The following is a 19,507-nucleotide window of genomic DNA, read 5'->3' as shown; positions in this document are numbered from 1 at the left end:
GATCGGCATGTTCTGCCGGCCCGGGACGACCAGACGGCCGAGCGCGCCGACGATGAGACCAACAACGATCGCAGTGATGATGCCCCACACGGTGAACTCCACGGTCGCCCTCCTTCTTAAGAATGTCTGACACACGATGTGTGCTTCCTGTCGTGACGGCTAAGTGCCCGGCCCCCCGAAAACCCAAACCGACTCACCTCAAGGAACAGCGTCACCCGTCAATGCTCTAGCGGTGCGTCGATTGGTGCGTGAGTGCGTACACACAGGTAGGAGCCCATCTCGTCGACCCGCCGGCCCCACGACAGCGACAGAAAAAATTTCCGCTCGCGGCAGCCGCATTCGTCGCGCCACAGCGCTCGGCCGGCAGCCACGGCGGGCCTGACGGACCCGTCGTGGGCAAGGTGGGCCGGACAGCACAGGCCGAACCACGCCAGACAGGCCCGAGCCAATCTGCCTTCGCTACGCGACATGCTCACCACAGCACGCAGGACGGACGCTGACGACCACAGCACGCCGCACAGACGCTGCCGACCGCAGACCCACTACGGCCGCTGACCCAGCACGCCGCACCGGCGCTGACCACCACAGCACGCAGGGCGAGGGGGTACGCGAGACGCCCGAAAAGCCGCGCGCCCGGAAAAGCCCCGCGCCCGGGCGCGGGGCACCCGGGCGCGTACGACGGTGCGAACTATTTCTTGCCGGCGGCCTTGGCGTCGCCGGAGTCGGAGGAGAGGGCGGCGATGAAGGCCTCCTGGGGCACCTCGACCCGGCCGACCATCTTCATCCGCTTCTTGCCTTCCTTCTGCTTCTCCAGCAGCTTGCGCTTACGGCTGATGTCACCGCCGTAGCACTTGGCGAGAACGTCCTTGCGGATCGCCCGGATGGTTTCCCGGGCGATGACCCGGCTGCCGATGGCCGCCTGGATCGGTACCTCGAACTGCTGGCGTGGGATCAGGGTGCGCAGCTTGGCGGCGATGGTGACGCCGTAGTTGTACGCCTTGTCCTTGTGCACGATGGCGCTGAACGCGTCCACCGGCTCGCCGTGCAGCAGGATGTCCACCTTCACCAGGTCGGACGCCTGCTCGCCGGAGGGCTCGTAGTCGAGCGAGGCGTAGCCCTTGGTACGGCTCTTCAGCTGGTCGAAGAAGTCGTAGATGATTTCCGCGAGGGGCAGCGTGTAGCGCAGCTCCACCCGGTCGGCGGAGAGGTAGTCCATGCCGAGCAGGGTGCCGCGCCGGCCCTGGCAGAGTTCCATGACCGCGCCCACGTAGTCGTTGGGCGTCAGTACGGTGGCCCGGACCACCGGCTCGTACACCTCGGCGATCTTGCCGGTGGGGTATTCGCTCGGGTTGGTGACGACGATCTCCTCGCCGTCGTCGGTGATCGCCCGGTAGACGACGTTGGGCGCGGTGGAGATCAGGTCGAGGTTGTACTCGCGCTCCAGCCGCTCCCGGATGATCTCCAGGTGGAGCAGGCCGAGGAAGCCGCAGCGGAAGCCGAAGCCGAGCGCGCCGGAGGTCTCCGGCTCGTAGTCGAGGGCGGCGTCGTTGAGCTTGAGCTTGTCCAACGCCTCGCGCAGGTTCGGGTAGTCGGACCCGTCGATCGGGTAGAGGCCGGAGTAGACCATCGGCTTCGGGTCCTTGTAGCCACCCAGCGCCGAGGCCGCCGGCCGGCTGTTGATGGTGACCGTGTCACCGACCCGGGACTGCCGGACGTCCTTCACACCGGTGATCAGGTAGCCGACCTCGCCGACGCCGAGCGCCTCGGCCTTGACCATCTCGGGTGAGATGACGCCGATCTCCAGCAGCTCGTGCACCGCCCCGGTGGACATCATCTTGATCCGGTCCCGGGCGCTGATCCGGCCGTCGATGACCCGGACGTACGTGACGACACCGCGGTAGACGTCGTACACCGAATCGAAGATCATCGCCCGGGCGGGCGCCTCGGCGTCGCCGACCGGTGGGATGAACTGCCGGACGATCTCGTCGAGCAGGTGCGGAACGCCCTCGCCGGTCTTGCCGGAGACCCGGATGCAGTCGGCGGGGTCGCCGCCGATCAGGTGGGCCAACTCCTCGGCGTACTTCTCCGGCTGGGCGGCCGGCAGGTCGATCTTGTTGAGCACCGGGATGATGCGCAGGTCGTTCTCGAGGGCCAGGTAGAGGTTGGCCAGGGTCTGCGCCTCGATGCCCTGCGCGGCGTCGACCAGCAGCACGGCGCCCTCGCAGGCGGCCAGCGACCGGGACACCTCGTAGGTGAAGTCCACGTGCCCCGGGGTGTCGATCATGTTGAGCACGGCGTGCTCGCCGGCCCGCTCACCCTCACGGATGGTCCACGGCATGCGGACGGCCTGGCTCTTGATGGTGATGCCGCGCTCGCGCTCGATGTCCATCCGGTCCAGGTACTGCGCGCGCATCTGCCGGGGGTCGACCACGCCGGTGAGCTGCAACATCCGGTCGGCCAGGGTCGACTTCCCGTGGTCGATGTGGGCGATGATGCCGAAGTTCCGGATGCGACCGGGGTCGGTGGCACCAGGGGCGTTCGCGCCGGGATCGAGCTTCGGTGGCACAGCGGTCCGTTCTGGTCGGCTGACGTGAACAGGCCGGCGCGCCGCCGACCCCCTCTATGTTCCCACGCCGCCGGGGTGCCCCCACTGCGCGGGCGATGGATCGGCCCGAGAACTCCTCACTCCATCGGCGGCTCGACGAAGAGCGCGGCCAGCCGGGGCAGCCGCCGACGCGCCTCGTCCTCGTCGTCGAAGTCCCAGAAGTCGTTCAGGTCCGGTGTGCGCACCGGGTCGCGGTCCGCCGGCAGTTCGGTCGCGGTCGCCTTTCGGTACGCGTCCCAGGGCACCGAGAGCATCTGCTCGGCGGAGAACTCCTCGCCGCTGAGCGAGGCCGCCCGCACCTGGGGCAGTTCGGCCAGCGAGTCCGGTTCGGCGACCGCGCGGGCGAAGACGGCACGCCCCTGGGTCATCAGCCAGCCCCGGAAGTGTTCGAAGCCGTCGGCCGAGGCACCACCGTTGATCAGGTACGCCGCACCCCACAGGTCTGCCTTGTGCGAGGCGGCCAGCACCCGCGTCTGGTGTCGCGCGTACCCGATGATGTCCTCCGGATGGCGCTCGGCGAGCAGCGCGACGGCTCGCGCGGCGACCGGGCCGGGCTCGCCACCGCCGCCGGCCCGAGCCTCGTCGATCAACTGCCAGAAGTCCTCGGTCCTCATGGCTTGGCAGTCTGGCAGTGTCGCCGTGCGTCGCGCACGTACCCCGGGGCAGCATGGTGGGGTGTCCCCTCCGCTGCTGCCGCCGGTGCCGTACCACGCCAGCGCCCTGCGCCCGTCGTGGCCGACGCTGCCGGCGGCGCTGCGGGCCGCTGTCGCGGAACGGCTCGGCGCGCCGGTGGTCACCGCCCGGGTCGCGGGCGCGGGCTTCACCCGGGGGTTCGCCGCCGTGCTCGACACCGCCGACGGTGGTCGGGCCTTCGTCAAGGCCGCACCCGCCGCCGAGCAACCGCATCTGGTCGACTGGTACGCCCGGGAGGCCGCGATCCTCGATCGGCTGCCGGTGGACCTGCCGGCGCCCCGCCCCCGGTGGACCCTCTCCGCGGCCGGCTGGTTCGTGCTGTGCACCGACGCCGTCGACGGGCACACCCCGCAGCTGCCCTGGGTGCCCGCCGAGTTGGACGCCACCCTCGCCGGGTACGCGCGGGTTGCCGCCGCCCTGGCCGACCCGCCGCCCCAGCTGACCGCGCTCGGCCTGCCGCGCCTGGCCGACCTGGCCCGGTCGGACATCCTCTGGTGGGAGGAGGTCGCCGCCGACCGCGAGCCGATCCCACCGCTGCCCGCGCCGCTTCGAGACCGGCTGCCCGAGCTGGTGGAGTTGGAGTCCCTCCTCCCCCGGTACGCCGCCGGGGCGACCGGCCTGATCCACGGCGACCTGCGGGTCGACAACGTGCTGATCGGCCCGGACGGCCGAGCCTGGTTCTGCGACTGGACCTGGGTCTGCTCCGGGCCGGCCTGGTTCGACCTGGCCGGCCTGCTGCTCACCGCGTACGCCAGTGGGCTGGACGCGGACCGGCTCTTCGCCACGCACCCGGCCACCGCCGACGCGCCCCCGGACGCGCTGGACGCGACCCTGGCCGCGTTGGCCGGCTACTACCTCACCGGCGCCGCGGCGGCACCGCCGACGGCCTCCCCGCACCTGCCCGCCCACCAGCGCTGGAGCGGCGAGCAGTCGCTCGACTGGCTGGCCCGCCGCCAGGGCTGGCAGTGACGCGGACTGGGCTGGGGTGCGGGCTCGCGTGACGCGGGCCTGGCTTGGGGTGACGCGGGCCCGGCCTGGGCTGGGGGGCGGGCCTGGGCTGGGCGGGGCCTGGGCTGGAGTGCGGGCCTGGGCCTGGGCGGGGGCGGGCCGGCGGCGCCGCGGGTTGGGGCGGCGGCGCGGCTGGCGGTGAGTCGCCGCCCTGGCCGAGGGCGTAACCTGGTCCCCGACGGGCCGGGTCCGTCCGCGCGAAGGCCGAGCCGTTTTGGCTCGTCCCGGGCGACCTGGTAACCTGGCTCTTCGCGCAGCGATGACGCATGTTCGTCATCACGCGCAATAAGCTGACCAACCCGAGCTATCAAGACGAGGCTGTCGCGTGGCGAACATCAAGTCCCAGATCAAGCGCAACCGGCAGAACGAGAAGGCCCGGCTGCGCAACAAGTCGGTCAAGTCGTCGCTGAAGACCGCCGTCCGGAAGTTCCACGAGGCTGCCGAGGCCGGTGACGTCGAGAAGGCGACCGCGCTCATGCTGGACGCCTCTCGCAAGCTGGACAAGGCCGTCAGCAAGGGCGTGATCCACTCCAACCAGGCCGCGAACCGCAAGTCCGCGATCGCAAAGCGCGTGGTGTCGCTCTCCGCCTGACGACTTCTCCGTCAGACTGATTCGGAAAGCCCCGGGCCCCAGGCCCGGGGCTTCCGTGTGTCCGGAGGCCGAGCGCCTCCGGGCCGGCCGTTCTGTGGGTGGCCCCGACGAGGGCTGGCACTCAGTTCGACGCGGGTCGGCTGTTCTTCTGCGTGGCCCGCCGGGAGCTGGCGTTCAGTCTGACCGGTCGGCACGCCGGGGCGGTGGCACCGGGTCGGCGGTGATCACCACGCCCGGAACGCTGTGCGAGACCCACTCCACCCGGGCTCGGCCCACCACCGGTTCCATCTGCCGGCGAAACCGGTCCCGTTCCTGCTCGGGCACGAGCGCGGCGGAGCGGACCACGATCGCGGCCACCATGTCGTTGAGCTTGACCATGGCCGCCACCACGGCCGGCAGCACCAGCACCGCCCACCAGCTGACCAATTCGGCGAGGGCGAGCAGCACCGCCAGGGCGATGGCCCCCTCGAAGAAGAGGAAGCACAGCACCCCGCCGGGGTTGACGAACCGCAGGTTGAGGAGTCGGGCGTAGAGCGGCCGGTAACGCTCCTCGTTCACGCCGATGGTGGCCCACGCTGGGCGGTTCGCTCTCGTCACCTGGCGCTGCCCTGCCGGGCCGCCGCGACCGAGAAGACCGCACGCTCCAGGGCGTACGCCCGGTCGTCGGAGCCGCCCTTGACGGCCGCGTTGCACTCAGCGGCGACCTGCATGGCCCGGACCAGGCCCTCCGGCGTCCAACCCCGCCCCTGCCGCTGCGCCCGCTCGATCTTCCAGGCGGGCATACCGAGGCTGCTGGCGAGCTGGTACGGGTTACCCCGCCCGGCCGATGCCACCCGGGCCACCGTGCGCACCCCGTCGGCCAGGGCGTCGGCGATGGGCACCGGGTCGACCCCGACGTGCAGGGCCCAGCGCAGTGCCTCGAGCGCTGCCGGCACGTCGCCGACCATGGTGGCGTCCGCCACCGTGAACCCGGTCACCTCTACCCGGCCCCGGTAGTAACGGGAAACCGTCTCGGCGCTGATCCGCCCGTCGGTGTCGGCGATCAGTTGGGAGCAGGCGGCGGCCAGTTCGCGCAGGTCGTTGCCGACCGCGGCGATGAGCGCCTCGGCGGCGTCGTCGGTGCACTTACCGCCAGCCCGGCGGATCTCGTCTCGGACGAAGGCCACCCGGTCGCGGTGCCCCTTGAGCTTGGCGGCCGGGACCACCGTCGCGCCGGCCGCCCGCAGGCCGTCGGCGAACGCCTTCCCTTTCGCGCCGCCCAGGTGCAGCACCAGCAGTTGGACGTCCGGGTCGGGATTCTTCGCGTACGCCAACAGTGCGGCGACGAGGTCCTTGCGGGCATCCTGGCCAGAACGCAGGATCAGCAGCCGCCGTCCGCCGAACAGCGAGGGGCTGAGCATCTCGGCGATCTCGCCGACGGTGAGCGCACTGGCCTGGTATTCGCGGACGTCCACCTCGGGGTCGACGCTGCGAACCTTCGCGACAGCTTCGGTGACCGCGCGCGTGGCGAGCAGTTCCTCGTCACCGAGGACGAGCAGAATGGGGGCGAGGCTGGCGGGGGTCACGCCGCCCATATTCGCACGGCCTGCGGCGGGATCGTGCCTGCTCATTCGCTGCTTGGTCGGCGCAGCCCGCACACAGTGCAAATCCCGACATCCAACTCAATTCCCCTTCTAATCCGCAAGTCGTCCGTTTAGTGGAAAGCCCGCCACCCTGATCCACACGCTCAGGGCTGTCGGCCCGCGGGCACACCTCGCCGGGCCACCGCCAGACCGTCGCCCGTTCGGATCGCCGCCACGTCGCCGTCCGTGTCGGTACGCAGCACCCGCACGCCACCCCTGCTCAGGTGGGCAAGCAGCGCCGGACTCGGGTGCCCGTAGGTGTTGCCCGTGCCCACCGGCACGAGCGCCACCGCCGGCCGCACCGCGTCGAGGAAACCCGGGTCCTGATAGGCCGAACCGTGATGCGCGACCTTCAACACGTCCGCCCGTAACTGGCCGGGCGCCGCCCGCGCCACCATCGCGTGCTGCTCCTCGGTCTCCGCGTCGCCGGCCAGCAGAATCCGTACCCCGGCCACCGTGGCGCGCAGCACCAGCGAGTTGTTGTTCGGGTCGGACCTGGTCCCGGCCAGCGGATACGGCGGGCCGAGCACCAGCAGGTCGACCCCGCCCACGGGATGGCGAGCGCCGGCCACGGTGGTCAGCAACGCGGCCCGCCCGCCAGCGACCGCCGCCCCAACCAGGTCCCGGCCGCTCTCCGGGTCCGTCGATGACGGCGTCAGCACGACACCCACCCGCCGCCCCCGGAAAACCCCGGCCACCCCGCCCACGTGGTCCGCGTGAAAGTGGCTGATCACCAGCAGGGGCACCTCCCGTACGCCGAGCCGACGCAGGCAACCGTCCACCGCACCCGGTTCCGGCCCGGCGTCCACCACCACCGCCCGGCCGCTGTCGACCGGAAGCACCAGGGCGTCGCCCTGGCCCACCGCGCAGGCCACCACCACCCAGCCGACGGGTGGCCAGCCGGCGGCTACCAGCCGAACCGGCAGGGCGCCCAGCACGGCGGCGACCCCGACCACCGCCACCAGCCGGCGTACCAGCGGTCGGCGCACCGCGATCAGCAGCGCGACGGTCAGCCCGGTCAGCAGCAGGGCGCCGGGCACCCCGCCCGGCCACGGCAGGGTGCCGCCCGGTAGTCGAGCGCCCTGCCGGGCAATCACCACCAGCCACCAGGCTGGCCAACTCGCCAGCCACGCGACGAACTCGGCACCGGCCGGCCAGATCGGCGACACCATGGCCGCCAGCACGCCCAGCACGGTCGCTGGCGCGATGGCCGGCACCGCCAGCAGATTCGCCGGCACCGCCACCAGGCTCACCGTGCCGGAGATGCCGGCGACGACCGGGCCGCAGGCCAGTTGGGCGGCCGCCGGCACGGCCAACGCCTCGGCCAGGCCAGGCGGGACGCCTCGCCGGCGCAGCCCGTCCCGCCAACGGGGCGCGAGCAGCAGCAGACCACCGGTGGCCAGCACGGAGAGGGCGAACCCAGGATCCCCAGCCAACTCGGGGTCGACGAGCACCAGCACGGTCACGGCGGCGGCCAACGCGGGCAGCGCCGCCCGGGGACGACCGGCGGCGAGCGCGGCGAGCCCGATCGCTCCCATCGTTGCGGCCCGTACGACGCTCGGCGACGGGCGGACCAGAATGACGAACCCCACCAGCGCCACCCCACACAGCGCGGCGGCGAGCCACGGACCGGCGCGCGACCACCGCGCCAGCAACAGCACCGCACCCACCACGATCGCCACGTTGGAGCCGGAGACCGCGTTGAGATGGGTCATCCCGGTGGCCTGGAAATCCTCCTCGACGGCGGGTGGCAGTCGGCTGGTGTCGCCCACCACCAGACCGGGCAGCAGCCCACCGGGGTCGTCGGGCAGCGGCGCGCAGGCGCGTTGCAGGCCGGTACGCAGCGCCCCGGCCGCGCGCTGCGCCCAGGACGGCGCGCCGTGCCGCTCCGGTGGCCCGTTGGTGCTGAGCACCGCCGCGGTGAGGTCGCCGCCACGCGGAACGCCGAGCCGGCCGTCGACGGTGAGGCGCTGCCCGGGCAGCAGGCCCCGCCACGCCGGGTCGGTCGCCAGGACGAGCAGCCGCACCGACGCGTGGATCCGTCGACCATCCGGGCCGGTGAGCCGGACCAGCTCGGTCGACACCAGCAGCATGCCCGGCCGTCCGGCGCTCCGGATCGGGCGCGGATCGTCCCGGACGACCAGGTCGGCGGTGACCGGAGCACGTTGCTCGGCGAGGGCACGGATCGGCGGTGCGTCGCGAACGGCCAGCCGGGCAGCGGTTGCCGCACCACCGCAGACCACACCGAGACCGACCGCCACGGCCACCCAGCCGTAGCGCCGCACCACGGCTCGGGGACGGCCGGCGCGGCCCAGCAGGTGCAGCGCGCCCACGGCCGTCAGACCGGCCGCCGCGCCGGCCCCCAGCAGAACGGTGCGACTGCCGAGGTGCAGGCCGGCGAGCGCGGTGAGCCAGGCCGCCACGGCGAGCCCAGCCAGTCGCAGATCCGGCGGATCGGACCGCGCCCGGCCGGCCAGTGGCGCGGGCTGAGCCGGCCCAGCCGGCGACTCGAGCCGGATCCCGCCAGCCGGCGCACGCTGTGCCCGCCCGGCCGGCGGCCCAGGTCGAGCTCGGCTCACCGTCGGTGCGTCAGTGGAGACGACGGGCTCGCTCACACTGTCACCAGATCCTTGAGCTGCTCGTAGCGGGCGTCGCCGATACCGTCGACCTGGCGTAGGTCGCCAACGGATTTGAACCCGCCGTGCTGATCCCGGTGGGTGAGGATCCGTTGGGCGAGCACCGGCCCGACCCCGGGCAGCGCGTCGAGCTGCGCCAGTGTCGCGGTGTTGAGATTCAGCGGCCCGGCGGCAGGTGCCGCATCGCCCGCCGCAGGCCCGGCCGCGACGCCCGGCGGTGGCGTCACGCCGACCACGATCAGCTCGCCGTCGGCGATCTTGCGGGCGGGGTTGAGCAGCGCCACGTCGACCCCGGGCAGCGCGCCACCGGCCGCCTGCACCGCGTCGGCGAGACGGGACCCGGCCGGCAGGCGTACCAGACCGGGTTTTCGGACCTTGCCCGCGACCGCCACCACCAACTCGCCGGAGCCGGACACGCTGGGGTCTCCCACCGGCGCGGCCGACGCGGTCTCGCTGACCAGCGGGGCGACCGGCTCCGACTGCGGCCGAGCCCGCCAGGCCCAACCTGCCGCACCCACGATCACCACCACGGCGACCACCGCCAACGCCCGCACACCGCGCCGCCCAGGGTCGAACGCCCCGGGACCCGGCAGCCGCGACTCCGGCCGGAGCGCAGGGCCGTCGGATGTCGGCTCCGCGATCGGCACGGCGGGCTGGGAGGACAGCGCGCCGACCAGGAACGACGGGGGTGCGCCCGCGAGCGGCGCCTCCGGCCGGGGCGGCGGCGCGACGGCCGTCTCCGTCAGCCGGCGCAGGCGCTGGCGTACCTCGGTCTCCTCGTCGTGCGACACAGCGCGACGCTATGGCGGCGGTCGGGACGGTGGAGGGCGACGGCATCGCCCTGTGGACAACCACCGCCACTGTGGACAACGCCCTGATCATGCTCCGATCTGCTATGCGGCAGGTCGAGCTACGGCGCGTGGCCTGGGCGGCCGGTCTGATCGCCGACGCCCGCAGCGAGCGGACTACCCTCACCGGTATGTCCGACTCCCGCCTGCTGCGCATCGGCACCCGCAACTCTCCGATGGCTCTCGCCCAGGTCGAGCGGGTCCGCGCGATGCTCGCCGATCGGCACCCCGAGGTCACCGTGGACGTGCTGTCGATGTCGACAAGCGGGGACCGCTGGCACGGTGACCCGGCCGCCCTGGGCGGCAAGGGGGCGTTCACCAAGGAGGTGGACGCCGCCCTGATCGCCGGGGAAGGACAGCCTGGTGGCCGAAGAGGAGATGTACGCCCTGGGCGAGACACCGGAAGAGGCCCTGAGGACCGGCCAGGAGATGCGGGCCCGCCTGACGGCCCGCATCCAGGGGGTGCTGGACCACCTGGCGGCGGGCCGCTAAGCCCTCCTGGCCGCCTTGAGCTGAGCCGGAACCAAGGAGCCCCCGCCGTAGCGGGGGCTCCTCAGCGTCGGACCTGGTTGCCCCTGGTTGCCCCTTGGGGTAACGGAATCCCCAGGCCAGGGGCCATCTTCGTCTGGTTGCCCTGGTTGCCCCAAAGAGAAGGTCGCCGGAACCAGAGAACAGATCTACAGGACGTAGCGGCCTTTGCCTGATGCGGCTGTTGCCGGGGCCGGAGATGAACTTGTGGAGGAGGCCGGGAGTTGAGCACCCTCCCGGCCTCCCTGGCCTAGATGCGGCGCCTGGTGGGCCGCTTGCGGAGCACCACCGCGATGGCGCTGATAGCCGCCAGAGCGACCCCGCCGATCGTGGTGATGGCCACCTGAGCGATGCCGCCCATGTCCGGCCCGCTGAGTTGAACGATGTAGACCAGCGCGCCGATGGACAGCGCCGCGATCAGCACAAGCGCGCCGATCAGGACGTGTTCCACACCGCCGCCGGTCTCCCCGGTCTGGCGCTGCCGGGACCCTCTCGTTACCGTGGTCACCTGGTGTCGTTCTCCTTCATGTAAGTCCCTGCCAGGACGTGGTGGACACGACCGTTCAAGGCGGCCCCTGGGTTGCACCCCAGGGGACCCGCCGCCTTGATCCAGACGTGCGGCCGGTGGTTCTCGGAGACTGTAACTACCGAAGAGGACAGAGTCTCGCTTTCCGGTGGACACGTGTGGGGACACAACGTCCACAGAGTGCGGACTGCCCGACATGCTCAGTCCCGCCGTTCTCGGTGGACTGTATCGGCGGTAACTCGGCGGCTCCACCGTCCGCGCCAAGTGTCGCCTGGGCCACATCGGACAGGGCAGATGAGCATTCAACGGGCATCGGCCCTGCTCAGCGGCGTGGGTTCTGGCCGCTCAGCCCGCCCGAAGTGCTTGCCAGAGATGTCCCAGTAGCGGGGACTCCCGTCTTCTCCACGACCAGCACCGTGCCTCAGATCCACGGCTCCAGGGAGGCAGCGGGCGTTCGTTTCACGTCGGAGACCTCCTTCTACGCATACACGTGCGCGTTGCGCAGGGCCGGGCTGTGAGTCCTCACAGAAGAGGTTGAACACGCTGACCAGCCAGGAAGGCCATCCCATGGTGACGCCGGAGAACCCTCTCCAGCGTGATGTGCTCGTACATGTTAGGGCTAGTCGCGCACCACCAGATGGTGTCCATCCGGGGCCACCTGACGTAGCGCTCCTCACGAGGGAGACACCGACGCCGTGCAGGCGGGTCAACACTGGATCCTCCCGGCGGCCCTGTTGTACGGGCACGCCGGTTCTTCAGGACCTGTGCGTTACGCGCCGCGCCGGATGTACATGACGTGGGCGTTGCGGACAACGGATCTCCAAGAAGTACCGGCGTAGCCGACAGAGGGTCTTGGCGGTGCCGTAGTCACCGATGACCGCCCTCGCCGACGCACATAATGGGAGTCGGAGCCGGTCCGCTTCAGCGCGGCGGGGCTGCATGTGAGCGTCCCGGGTCGACACGTCCATCCCGCCGTCCAGCCCGCCGTCCAGCCCGCCCTGGCCGCGTACCGGGACCTGTCGCTGAAGGCGGCGGAGCTGGACCGGGCGGCCAGGGAGGCCCAGGAGCGGGCCGCCAACGCTCCCCGGGACCTCCGGCGGGAAGCCGCTCAGGCCGCCATCTCTGGCCGCGCCACGGACGCCGCAAAGGCCGCCCAGGCCATCCGGGAGCTGGAGCTGGAGGCCCAGGCCGCCAAGGCGGTAGCCCAGGGCACGGAGGACGCCCTGGCCACCACTCAGGCCGCCGTGGTGAAGGCCGTGACCGAGAACCGGACGGAGTGGCTGGCATACCTGGGCGGCCAGGGACGGGCCGCGCTGGGCCGGATGGACGCCGCCCTGGCCGCGCTGGACGCCGCGCTGAGTGACCTGGTGGTGGTGGACACCATGCGGGCCAACGTGGAGAAGCCGGTGGCCGCCGGGGGCCGGGTCTTCGCCCAGGGCTCCACGCTTGCCGGCCAGGTGAACGCTTCACACGCCGCCGCGCGGCAGGTGCGGGAGAAGGTGGCGGAGACGCTGGCCCCGCTGTCCCGCTACGGCGCGAAGCCGGAGGCGAAGGCGGCCAGGAAGGTGAAGGCCGCCGCCTGAGCCCCGTACGGACTACGGCCCGCCCTCTGGTCTACAGGCCGGGCCGTTCCGTGTCGTCCACCCGACACTCCTCCCCCGGCCCGCTCCTGGCCGGACAGGATCGCTGAACGACGGCCCCGATCACCAGAGGAGACGCGACGTGGCTAAGCCGACCAACCGGAGCATCGTCACCAGCATGTTGGAGGTCGCAGGCTCGGACGACACGGAGCCGGCCGACGCGGCCGTGTACCGCCAGCAGGCGCTGGTGTACGCGCTCCTGGGGCTGGCTGATGAAGTCCGGGACCTCCGGGAGGCCATCAGCGGCGTGGAGGGTGCCCTGGAAGACCAGGACGGCCACGGAGTGGGCACGCACGCGCGGCACATCTCGGATTGGCTAGAGCGGATCTCCAAGAAGTAGGCAGTACGCGTCAACGGCCCGGACCAGGCGGTCCGGGCCGTTGCGTGTCTGCTCTCTCCTGGCCGCTCAGCTCTCCGGCGGCGGGGGCTCATCCGCTCCCCTGGCCTTCCACGGCTGGTGCTCCGTGATCCAGCGCTCCACGTCCTCCACCAGCCAGACGGTCCCGCCGGCCAGGTGATCGAACGGCTCCGGGAAGTCGGGCCGGGTGGTGAGCTGGACTACCCGGACGCGCGACACGCCCAGGCGCTCCTGAAGCTCCGCGCTCCCGTACAACTTCCGCTGCCAGGCCATCTCCTGAGCATCACCACGACACCCCCTTACGGACCTGTAAGCCCTGGTTGGGTCACCCGTATGCGCTGCTCAAGACCAGTTTTCATACGTAGCCAGTCCACTTTCATACTTGACAGGGGGTAGGCCAATCCGGTCCCCTGGATGGGCAACACACCGGGTAGCGGTCCGGGTACGCGAGCGGGGCTCCGTGCCTGGACCTGCCAATTCAGGAGGTGGAGCTGTGCCCATGGACGAAGGCCCCGTGACCCCCGCGCTGGTCCTCTGGACGGCCAAGCGGGTCATTACCCAGCACTCAGAGGCAGCCAGTCCTCACCGGGCCACCGAGACGTGTGTCCAGTGCCGGGACGCCGGGTGCGACATGCTGAGCTGGGCCATCGGTGTGGTGAAGGCTCACCGCCTGGCCGCCACCCCCAGGCCGTGATGGAGCGGCAGCAGGGTCAGGGCGTCTTCGTCGCCGACAGCTAGAAGCCCGATCGCCCCGAGCGCTCAGCGGGCCTCCGGGTCGAGGCCGAGTACGGCCCGCCCGCCGTCCACCGGCAGCGTCACCCCGTTGATGAAGCTCGCCGCGGGCGACAGCAGGTACGCGACCGCCTCGGCCACCTCCTCGGTACGCCCGATGCGGCCCACCGGGTGCAACCGGGTCAGCTCGGCGTCGATCCACTGGGCCTGGCTGGGCTCCTGTGTGGCCAGGAATTCGGCGTGCCGCTCGGTGGCGATCGAGCCGAGCGCGACCGCGTTGGCGCGAATCCCGTGTCTGCCGTACTCGACGGCCAGCGCCCGGGTCAGCCCCTCCACGGCGGCCTTCGCCGTCGCGTACGGCAGAGCGCCGGACACCGGTCGGCGGGCCTGGTGCGACGAGACGTTGACGATCGCGCCGCCGGCGGCGCGGGCCAGGAAGCGGCGGACGGCGACCGCGGCGCCCACCACGGCCGGGCGCAGGTTCAACCCGATCAGGTCCAGCACCGTGTCGGCCGACGCGGAGTGCAGCGTGGCGTCGCGGAACACCGCCGCGTTGTTCACCCACCCGCTGAGCGGCGCGGCGTGCTCTGCCAGTTCGGCGGCGTGCTCGGCCACCTGCTCGTCGGCGGCGTCGCCGACCACCGCGACGAGCCGATCGGCGGCCGGATGGCCGGCCAACCAGTCGACCGCGTCGGCGTCGTGTTCCAGGACGACGATTGTGGCACCGGTCGCCACCAGCCGTTCCACCACGGCCCGGCCGACACCGCGACCACCGCCGGTCACCACACACGACGTGGGCACCGCTCAGCCCTCAGGTCGCCGGTGGACGACCACGCAGGCCAGGCCCGGCCCGGCGTGTGCGGCGACGACGGCGCCCGCCTCGGAGACGTACGTGTCGTGCAGCCGGTCACCGAACCGTTCGGTGAGCGTGGCGCGCAACACCTCGGCCCGTTGCGGCGCGGCCAGGTGGTGCACCCCGAGATCCACGTCGTCGTCGCCGGCCGCCTCGACGGCCAGGTCCACCAGCCGGGCGACTCCTCGGCTGGCGGTGCGGACCTTCTCGCGCAGCACGATCGCCCCGTCCGGCATGTGCATGATCGGCTTGACCGAGAGCGCGGTGCCGACCAGCGCCTCGGCGGCGTTGATCCGGCCGCCCCGGCGGAGGAACTCCAGCGTGTCGACGTAGAACCAGACGGTGGTGCGGGCGACGGCGGCGAGCGCCGCGTCGCGTACCCCGGCGAGGTCGGCGCCGGCCTCGGCGGCGGTGGCGGCGGCGATGGCCGGAAAGCCCAGCCCCATGCCCGTCGAGCGGCTGTCCACGACCTCCACCCGGCCGTCCAGGTCGGCGGCGGCCAGCCGGGCGGCTTCCACGGTGCCGGACAGCTCGGCGGAGAGATGCACCGAGACGATCCCGTCGGCGCCGGCGTCGAGCAGCTGACGGTACGTCCGGGCGAACTGCTCGGGTGCCGGGCGGGAGGTGGTCGCGGTGACCCGGCGGGCGCTCAGTGCCAACGTGGCGTCGGCCGGCTGGGTCTCCACCCCCTCCAGCCCTTCCGCGCCGTTGAGCACGACGGTCAACGGCACGACGGTCAGCCGGTGCGCCTGCACCAGCTCGGGCGGGAGGTAGGCGGTGGAGTCGATGACAACCGCGACGGGCATGCCCGGCACGCTAGCCGATCGAGGCCGCGAACGCCGAGGCGCGAGTGCTCAGACCGCGTCGACGGCGACCGGGGCGGTGATCAGGCCGACGTTGTGCGCCCGCAACTGCCAGCCGCGGACGTCGTCGTGGCGTAGCTCCGTCCAGTGGCAGTTGGCCAGCGAACCGACGGTGCGCAGCACGGCAGTGTCCCAGCCGAGCAGGCGACCGATGCCCTGCCGGGAGCCGCCACCGTGCGTGGCGATCACCACGGTGCCGCCCGGAGCCGCGTCGGCTGCCTCCTGCAAGGCGGCACCGACCCGCTCGCCGAGGTCGTGCAGGGGCTCCAGATCCGCGCCCGGGTCGGGGTCGCCGGCCCGCCAGCGCGCGTACTCCTCGGGGAAGCGCTCGGCGGCCTCGGTGAGGTGCAGACCCTGCCACTGGCCGAAGTGCCGCTCGCGCAGCCTCGCGTCCGTGCGTACCGGCAGCCCGGTCAGCGCGGCGAGCGTGGCGGCGGTCTCCGCGGCGCGGCTCAGGTCGCTGGCCACGATGGCGTCGGGCCGCAGCGCCGCGAGCAGCGGGGCGGCGGCGCGGGCCTGGTCGTGGCCGAGCTCGTTGAGGGGTACGTCGAGCTGCCCCTGGACTCGGTTGGCGGCGTTCCAGTCGGTGTTGCCGTGCCGCCAGACGATCAGTCGGGTCATTCGGCGGCGGCGGACCCACTGGCGTCGGCCTCGACCAGGTCGCGATCGACGAACGGGATGGTGGGGCAGTCCTTCCAGAGGCGGTCGAGCCCGTAGAACTCGCGCTCCTCGGTGTGCTGGACGTGCACCACGATGTCGACGTAGTCGAGCAGCACCCAGCGGCCACCACGCTCGCCCTCGCGCCGCACCGGCTTCGCCTTCTCCGGCAGCTCCAGCAGGCTCTCCTCGATGGCGTCGACGATGGCCAGCACCTGACGCTCGTTGGGGGCAGCGGCGAGCACGAACGCGTCGGTGATGGCGAGCTGGTCGCCGACGTCGATGATCGTGATGTCCTGCGCCTTCTTGTCGGCGGCGGCCTGGGCGGCCGCGATAGCCAGCTCGTGAGCGCGTTCGGAAACTGTCACCATTCTCCTTCGATCAAGCGTGCGATCCTCCAAGCGTCTCATACCCGGCGGCGCCCCGATCAGCCAGTTCTGGTCGGTTAGGTGCATGAACATGGGCATAACGGGTGCGCTCAGCGCTGATAGAGGCTCCGCTTGGCGATGTACTGCACCACACCGTCGGGCACCAGGTACCAGACCGGCTCACCTCGGGCGACCCGGGCGCGGCAGTCGGTCGACGAGATGGACATCGCGGGCACCTGGATCAGGCTGACCGTGTCCGCCGGGAGGTGCTTGTCGCTCAGCGGGAAGCCGGGCCGGGTCACCCCGATGAAGTGGGCCAGCTCGAAGATCTCGTCCAGGTCTTTCCAGGACAGGATGCGTTGCAGGGCGTCCGCGCCGGTAATGAAGAAGAGTTGCACCTTCGGGCCGTACTCGGCCTGAAGGTCACGCAGCGTGTCGACCGTGTAGGTCGGCCCACTGCGGTCGATGTCGACCCGGCTGACCTGGAAGCGAGGGTTGGAGGCGGTGGCGATGACCGTCATCAGGTACCGGTCCTCGGCCGGGCTGACCGGCTCGTCGGCCTTCTGCCAGGGCTGCCCGGTGGGAACGAAGACCACCTCGTCCAGGCCGAACCGGTCCGCCACCTCGCTGGCCGCGACGAGGTGCCCGTGGTGGATCGGGTCGAAGGTGCCGCCCATGATCCCGATCCGCCGGATATCTTCCTCCACCCAATGATCGTAGGCCGAGCGTCCTGGCCGACCGTCCCGGCCCGGCACCGCGTACGTCATCCGTCTCCGGACCGCGCCTCAGCAAGAAGGGGTCGCGGCACTTGACCCGTCGGCGTATATTCGCTGACGAGTAACCGTCAACGAGGGAAGGGTTCGTCGTGCCGAAGCGACGCAAGGTCGGCAACCTGCTGGCGCTGGCCGTGCTGTCCGCCCTGGTCCAGCGGCCGATGCACCCGTACGAGATCGCCACCGCACTGCGCGCCTGGGGCAAGGACCAGGACATGGAGTTCAAGTGGGGGTCCTTCTACACGGTGATCGGCAACCTGGACAAACACCACCTGATCGAGGCGGTGGAGAGCGTGCGCGAGGGCCGACGTCCGGAACGCACCGTCTATCGGATCACCGACGCGGGGCGTGCTGAGCTGGTCGACTGGGCCCGCGAACTGGTCTCCACCCCGATGGCGGAGCATCCCCGTTTCCGGGCCGGGTTGTCCGTGCTCGCCGCGCTGCATCCCGACGAGGCCACCGACCTGCTGCGGCAACGGCTCGGCCTGCTGGAGGACGCGATCCGCCAGGACCGCGAGACGCTCGACGCGCACCTGCGGGAGATCCCGCGGCTGTTCCTGGTGGAGTCGGAGTACGACCTCGCCATGCGGGACGCAGAGGCCGCCTGGCTGCGGGCACTGCTCACCGAGCTGACCTCGGGGCGATACCCCGGGTTGGACAGCTGGCGGGCCTTCCACGAGACCGGCGAGATGCCCGCCGAGCTGACCGAGTTGGCCGAGAGAACCAGCACCCCGAAGGCCAGCCCCGACAACCCGACCACCAGCAGCCGGAGCACCGACACCACCGGCTGAAAGAACGGCCCCGGCGAGGTGCGCCAACACCTCACCGGGGCCCTGACCCCGAACCGACGCCTGGGAAGGCACCCGGCCCGAAGCGGCAACCACGAGGATAACCGGGCTCCCTCCCAGGTCCGCGCGCCCGCGCACCGACCACACCAGGTCCGCGCGCGGCAACGACCACACCCCGGGAGGGACCATGACCACGGTACGAACCGCGATCGTCATCGGCGGTGGCATCGCCGGGCCGGTGACAGCGCTCGCGCTGCGCCGCGCCGGCATCACCGCAACCGTCTACGAGGCGTACCCGACCACAGCCAGCGGCGTCGGCGGCACCCTCGCTCTCGCGCCCAACGGCGTGGCAGCCCTGCGGACGGTCGGCGCGCACGAGGCGGTGACGGCGATCGCCACCCCCATCCACCGCAGCGCTCTGGCCGTCAGCCGCCGCCGCATCGACATGCCCACGCTGACCGGGGTGCCGCCGCTGCGTGTGGTGCATCGGGCCGAGCTGTACCAGGTACTGCACGACCAGGCATTCGCAGAGGGTGTGCCGTTCGCGTACGGGAAGCGGCTGGTCGACGCCGAGCAGACCGGCGACGGCGTCATCGCACGCTTCGAGGACGGCAGCACCGCGACCGCCGACATCCTCGTCGGCGCGGACGGGATCCGCTCGACGGTCAGGGGTCTCATCGACCCGGCCGCGCCCGGCCCTCGGTTCACCGGGCTGCTCGGCTTCGAGGCGGTCGCCCGGCACGAGGTGGACGCCGAGCCGGGCACGATGACGTTCGCGTTCGGGCGACGCGGCTACTACCTGTACTGGCCGGAGCCCGGCGGCGGCACCCGGTGGGGGGCCAACCTGCCGCAGCAGCGGCCGATGAGCCTCGTCGAGGCCCGGGCGGTGCCGACCGAGCAGTGGCTGGACACGCTTCGCGCCAGCTACGGCGACGACGACCCGGGCCGCGAGCTGGTCGCGACCAGCAACGCCGATGACCTCCAGGTGGTCGGGTCGTTGCAGATCATGCCGCCCGTGCCGCACTGGTACCGGGACCGGATGGTGCTGGTCGGCGACGCGGCACACGCGCCGTCGAACAGTTCGGGGCAGGGCGCGTCGCTGGCCATCGAGAGCGCGGTGCAACTCGCCCGCTGCCTGCGCGACCTGCCGGACGTCCAATCGGCGTTCGCCGCGTACGTGCGGCTGCGCCGTACCCGGGTGGAGAAGGTCGCGGCCCGCGCGGCCCGGATCAACCATGCGAAGGCCCCCGGTGCGGTCGCGCGGACGCTGATGCCGTTGCTGATGCCGCTGATGGTGCGCACGGTGCTGGACCCGGAGAAGACCATCGCCGACGAGCAGCGCTACGTCATCGACTGGGACGCTCCGGTCACCCCGCGCCCACCGTTCAACGCAGGGCGGGCTCCGCGGTGACCGGAG

The 19,507-nt window shown here is 71.8% G+C and carries 20 protein-coding genes and 2 pseudogenes; 8 read left to right on the top strand and 14 right to left on the bottom strand.

The window, feature by feature from the left end; genetic code table 11:
* From ABZU52_RS26695 to ABZU52_RS26685, 3 genes and pseudogenes are all read right to left on the bottom strand, one after another.
* Positions 1–102, bottom strand: a pseudogene (locus ABZU52_RS26695) (GlsB/YeaQ/YmgE family stress response membrane protein); the annotation flags it as partial.
* Between the two features lie 586 nt (positions 103–688).
* The gene (lepA, locus tag ABZU52_RS26690; RefSeq protein WP_354973711.1) at positions 689–2,566 is read right to left on the bottom strand and encodes a translation elongation factor 4; all 1,878 of its coding nucleotides are present in this window, start codon (positions 2,564–2,566) and stop codon (positions 689–691) included.
* Positions 2,567–2,682: 116 nt separating this feature from the next.
* Complete coding sequence (locus tag ABZU52_RS26685; protein ID WP_354973710.1) at positions 2,683–3,219, bottom strand: DUF4240 domain-containing protein; 537 nt, start codon at positions 3,217–3,219, stop codon at positions 2,683–2,685.
* 61 nt (positions 3,220–3,280) lie between these two features.
* On the opposite strand from ABZU52_RS26685, the gene ABZU52_RS26680 reads away from it, so the two are divergent.
* Both ABZU52_RS26680 and rpsT read left to right on the top strand, forming a co-directional pair.
* Positions 3,281–4,267: a phosphotransferase gene (locus tag ABZU52_RS26680; RefSeq protein WP_354973709.1), complete on the top strand. Its 987-nt coding sequence runs from the start codon at positions 3,281–3,283 to the stop codon at positions 4,265–4,267.
* A gap of 364 nt (positions 4,268–4,631) precedes the next feature.
* Entirely contained in the window at positions 4,632–4,898 is a 267-nt protein-coding gene (gene rpsT, locus ABZU52_RS26675; protein WP_030491765.1) for a 30S ribosomal protein S20, read from the top strand.
* Between the two features lie 174 nt (positions 4,899–5,072).
* Here the strand turns inward: rpsT and ABZU52_RS26670 are convergent, their stop codons facing one another.
* The 4 genes from ABZU52_RS26670 to ABZU52_RS26655 form a co-directional block, all read right to left on the bottom strand.
* Positions 5,073–5,495, bottom strand: a complete 423-nt coding sequence (locus ABZU52_RS26670; protein ID WP_354973708.1) for a hypothetical protein — start codon at positions 5,493–5,495, stop codon at positions 5,073–5,075.
* Positions 5,492–6,472 (bottom strand): DNA polymerase III subunit delta, encoded by a 981-nt coding sequence (holA, locus tag ABZU52_RS26665; protein WP_354973707.1) that lies wholly within the window; start codon positions 6,470–6,472, stop codon positions 5,492–5,494. The genes ABZU52_RS26670 and holA overlap by 4 nt, the downstream gene beginning before the upstream one ends.
* Before the next feature lie 152 nt (positions 6,473–6,624).
* Positions 6,625–8,997 carry a ComEC/Rec2 family competence protein gene (locus ABZU52_RS26660; RefSeq protein WP_354973712.1) on the bottom strand — a complete coding sequence of 791 codons (2,373 nt, stop codon included), beginning with the start codon at positions 8,995–8,997 and terminating at the stop codon, positions 6,625–6,627.
* Positions 8,998–9,131: 134 nt separating this feature from the next.
* Positions 9,132–9,947 (bottom strand): ComEA family DNA-binding protein, encoded by an 816-nt coding sequence (locus ABZU52_RS26655; RefSeq protein ID WP_354973706.1) that lies wholly within the window; start codon positions 9,945–9,947, stop codon positions 9,132–9,134.
* An 11-nt stretch (positions 9,948–9,958) separates the two neighbouring features.
* Between ABZU52_RS26655 and ABZU52_RS26650 the strand changes: the two are divergent.
* Positions 9,959–10,345: pseudogene (locus tag ABZU52_RS26650) on the top strand (hypothetical protein); the annotation flags it as partial.
* Between the two features lie 22 nt (positions 10,346–10,367).
* Entirely contained in the window at positions 10,368–10,496 is a 129-nt protein-coding gene (locus ABZU52_RS26645) for a hypothetical protein (RefSeq protein ID WP_354973713.1), read from the top strand.
* A 286-nt stretch (positions 10,497–10,782) separates the two neighbouring features.
* Here ABZU52_RS26645 and ABZU52_RS26640 read toward each other — a convergent pair whose 3' ends face one another.
* The gene (locus tag ABZU52_RS26640; RefSeq protein WP_354973705.1) at positions 10,783–11,040 is read right to left on the bottom strand and encodes a hypothetical protein; all 258 of its coding nucleotides are present in this window, start codon (positions 11,038–11,040) and stop codon (positions 10,783–10,785) included.
* Between the two features lie 959 nt (positions 11,041–11,999).
* Here ABZU52_RS26640 and ABZU52_RS26635 point away from each other — a divergent pair.
* Positions 12,000–12,641, top strand: a complete 642-nt coding sequence (locus ABZU52_RS26635; protein ID WP_354973704.1) for a hypothetical protein — start codon at positions 12,000–12,002, stop codon at positions 12,639–12,641.
* Between the two features lie 139 nt (positions 12,642–12,780).
* Positions 12,781–13,038: a hypothetical protein gene (locus ABZU52_RS26630; protein WP_354973703.1), complete on the top strand. Its 258-nt coding sequence runs from the start codon at positions 12,781–12,783 to the stop codon at positions 13,036–13,038.
* Positions 13,039–13,104: 66 nt separating this feature from the next.
* Here ABZU52_RS26630 and ABZU52_RS26625 read toward each other — a convergent pair whose 3' ends face one another.
* The 6 genes from ABZU52_RS26625 to nadD form a co-directional block, all read right to left on the bottom strand.
* Complete coding sequence (locus ABZU52_RS26625) at positions 13,105–13,329, bottom strand: DNA-binding protein (RefSeq protein WP_354973702.1); 225 nt, start codon at positions 13,327–13,329, stop codon at positions 13,105–13,107.
* Between the two features lie 486 nt (positions 13,330–13,815).
* Complete coding sequence (locus ABZU52_RS26620) at positions 13,816–14,589, bottom strand: SDR family oxidoreductase (protein ID WP_354973701.1); 774 nt, start codon at positions 14,587–14,589, stop codon at positions 13,816–13,818.
* A gap of 3 nt (positions 14,590–14,592) precedes the next feature.
* The gene (locus tag ABZU52_RS26615; RefSeq protein WP_354973700.1) at positions 14,593–15,447 is read right to left on the bottom strand and encodes a DegV family protein; all 855 of its coding nucleotides are present in this window, start codon (positions 15,445–15,447) and stop codon (positions 14,593–14,595) included.
* Between the two features lie 48 nt (positions 15,448–15,495).
* Entirely contained in the window at positions 15,496–16,125 is a 630-nt protein-coding gene (locus ABZU52_RS26610; protein ID WP_354973699.1) for a histidine phosphatase family protein, read from the bottom strand.
* Positions 16,122–16,529 (bottom strand): ribosome silencing factor, encoded by a 408-nt coding sequence (gene rsfS / locus ABZU52_RS26605; RefSeq protein ID WP_030336526.1) that lies wholly within the window; start codon positions 16,527–16,529, stop codon positions 16,122–16,124. Before rsfS ends, ABZU52_RS26610 begins: the two co-directional genes overlap by 4 nt.
* A gap of 110 nt (positions 16,530–16,639) precedes the next feature.
* Complete coding sequence (gene nadD / locus ABZU52_RS26600) at positions 16,640–17,236, bottom strand: nicotinate-nucleotide adenylyltransferase (protein WP_030336528.1); 597 nt, start codon at positions 17,234–17,236, stop codon at positions 16,640–16,642.
* A 158-nt stretch (positions 17,237–17,394) separates the two neighbouring features.
* On the opposite strand from nadD, the gene ABZU52_RS26595 reads away from it, so the two are divergent.
* Positions 17,395–18,093 (top strand): PadR family transcriptional regulator, encoded by a 699-nt coding sequence (locus tag ABZU52_RS26595; RefSeq protein WP_354973698.1) that lies wholly within the window; start codon positions 17,395–17,397, stop codon positions 18,091–18,093.
* Positions 18,094–18,277: 184 nt separating this feature from the next.
* Complete coding sequence (locus ABZU52_RS26590; RefSeq protein WP_354973697.1) at positions 18,278–19,501, top strand: NAD(P)/FAD-dependent oxidoreductase; 1,224 nt, start codon at positions 18,278–18,280, stop codon at positions 19,499–19,501.
* Positions 19,502–19,507 lie beyond the last annotated feature (6 nt).

The organism is Micromonospora sp. NPDC005220 (genome assembly GCF_040607895.1).
Classification (GTDB): Bacteria; Actinomycetota; Actinomycetes; order Mycobacteriales; family Micromonosporaceae; genus Micromonospora.
The sequence above is the reverse complement of the archived record's forward strand: the minus strand, read 5'-3'. Positions and strand labels throughout refer to the sequence as shown.

What these genes read in the sequence shown, in the direction of transcription:
- ABZU52_RS26685 (WP_354973710.1), bottom strand. Translation starts at nt 3,219, where the DNA reads ATGAGGACCGAGGACTTCTGGCAGTTGATCGACGAGGCTCGGGCCGGC.
- holA (WP_354973707.1), bottom strand. Translation starts at nt 6,472, where the DNA reads ATGGGCGGCGTGACCCCCGCCAGCCTCGCCCCCATTCTGCTCGTCCTC.
- ABZU52_RS26625 (WP_354973702.1), bottom strand. Translation starts at nt 13,329, where the DNA reads ATGGCCTGGCAGCGGAAGTTGTACGGGAGCGCGGAGCTTCAGGAGCGC.
- ABZU52_RS26615 (WP_354973700.1), bottom strand. Translation starts at nt 15,447, where the DNA reads ATGCCCGTCGCGGTTGTCATCGACTCCACCGCCTACCTCCCGCCCGAG.
- ABZU52_RS26610 (WP_354973699.1), bottom strand. Translation starts at nt 16,125, where the DNA reads ATGACCCGACTGATCGTCTGGCGGCACGGCAACACCGACTGGAACGCC.
- ABZU52_RS26590 (WP_354973697.1), top strand. Translation starts at nt 18,278, where the DNA reads ATGACCACGGTACGAACCGCGATCGTCATCGGCGGTGGCATCGCCGGG.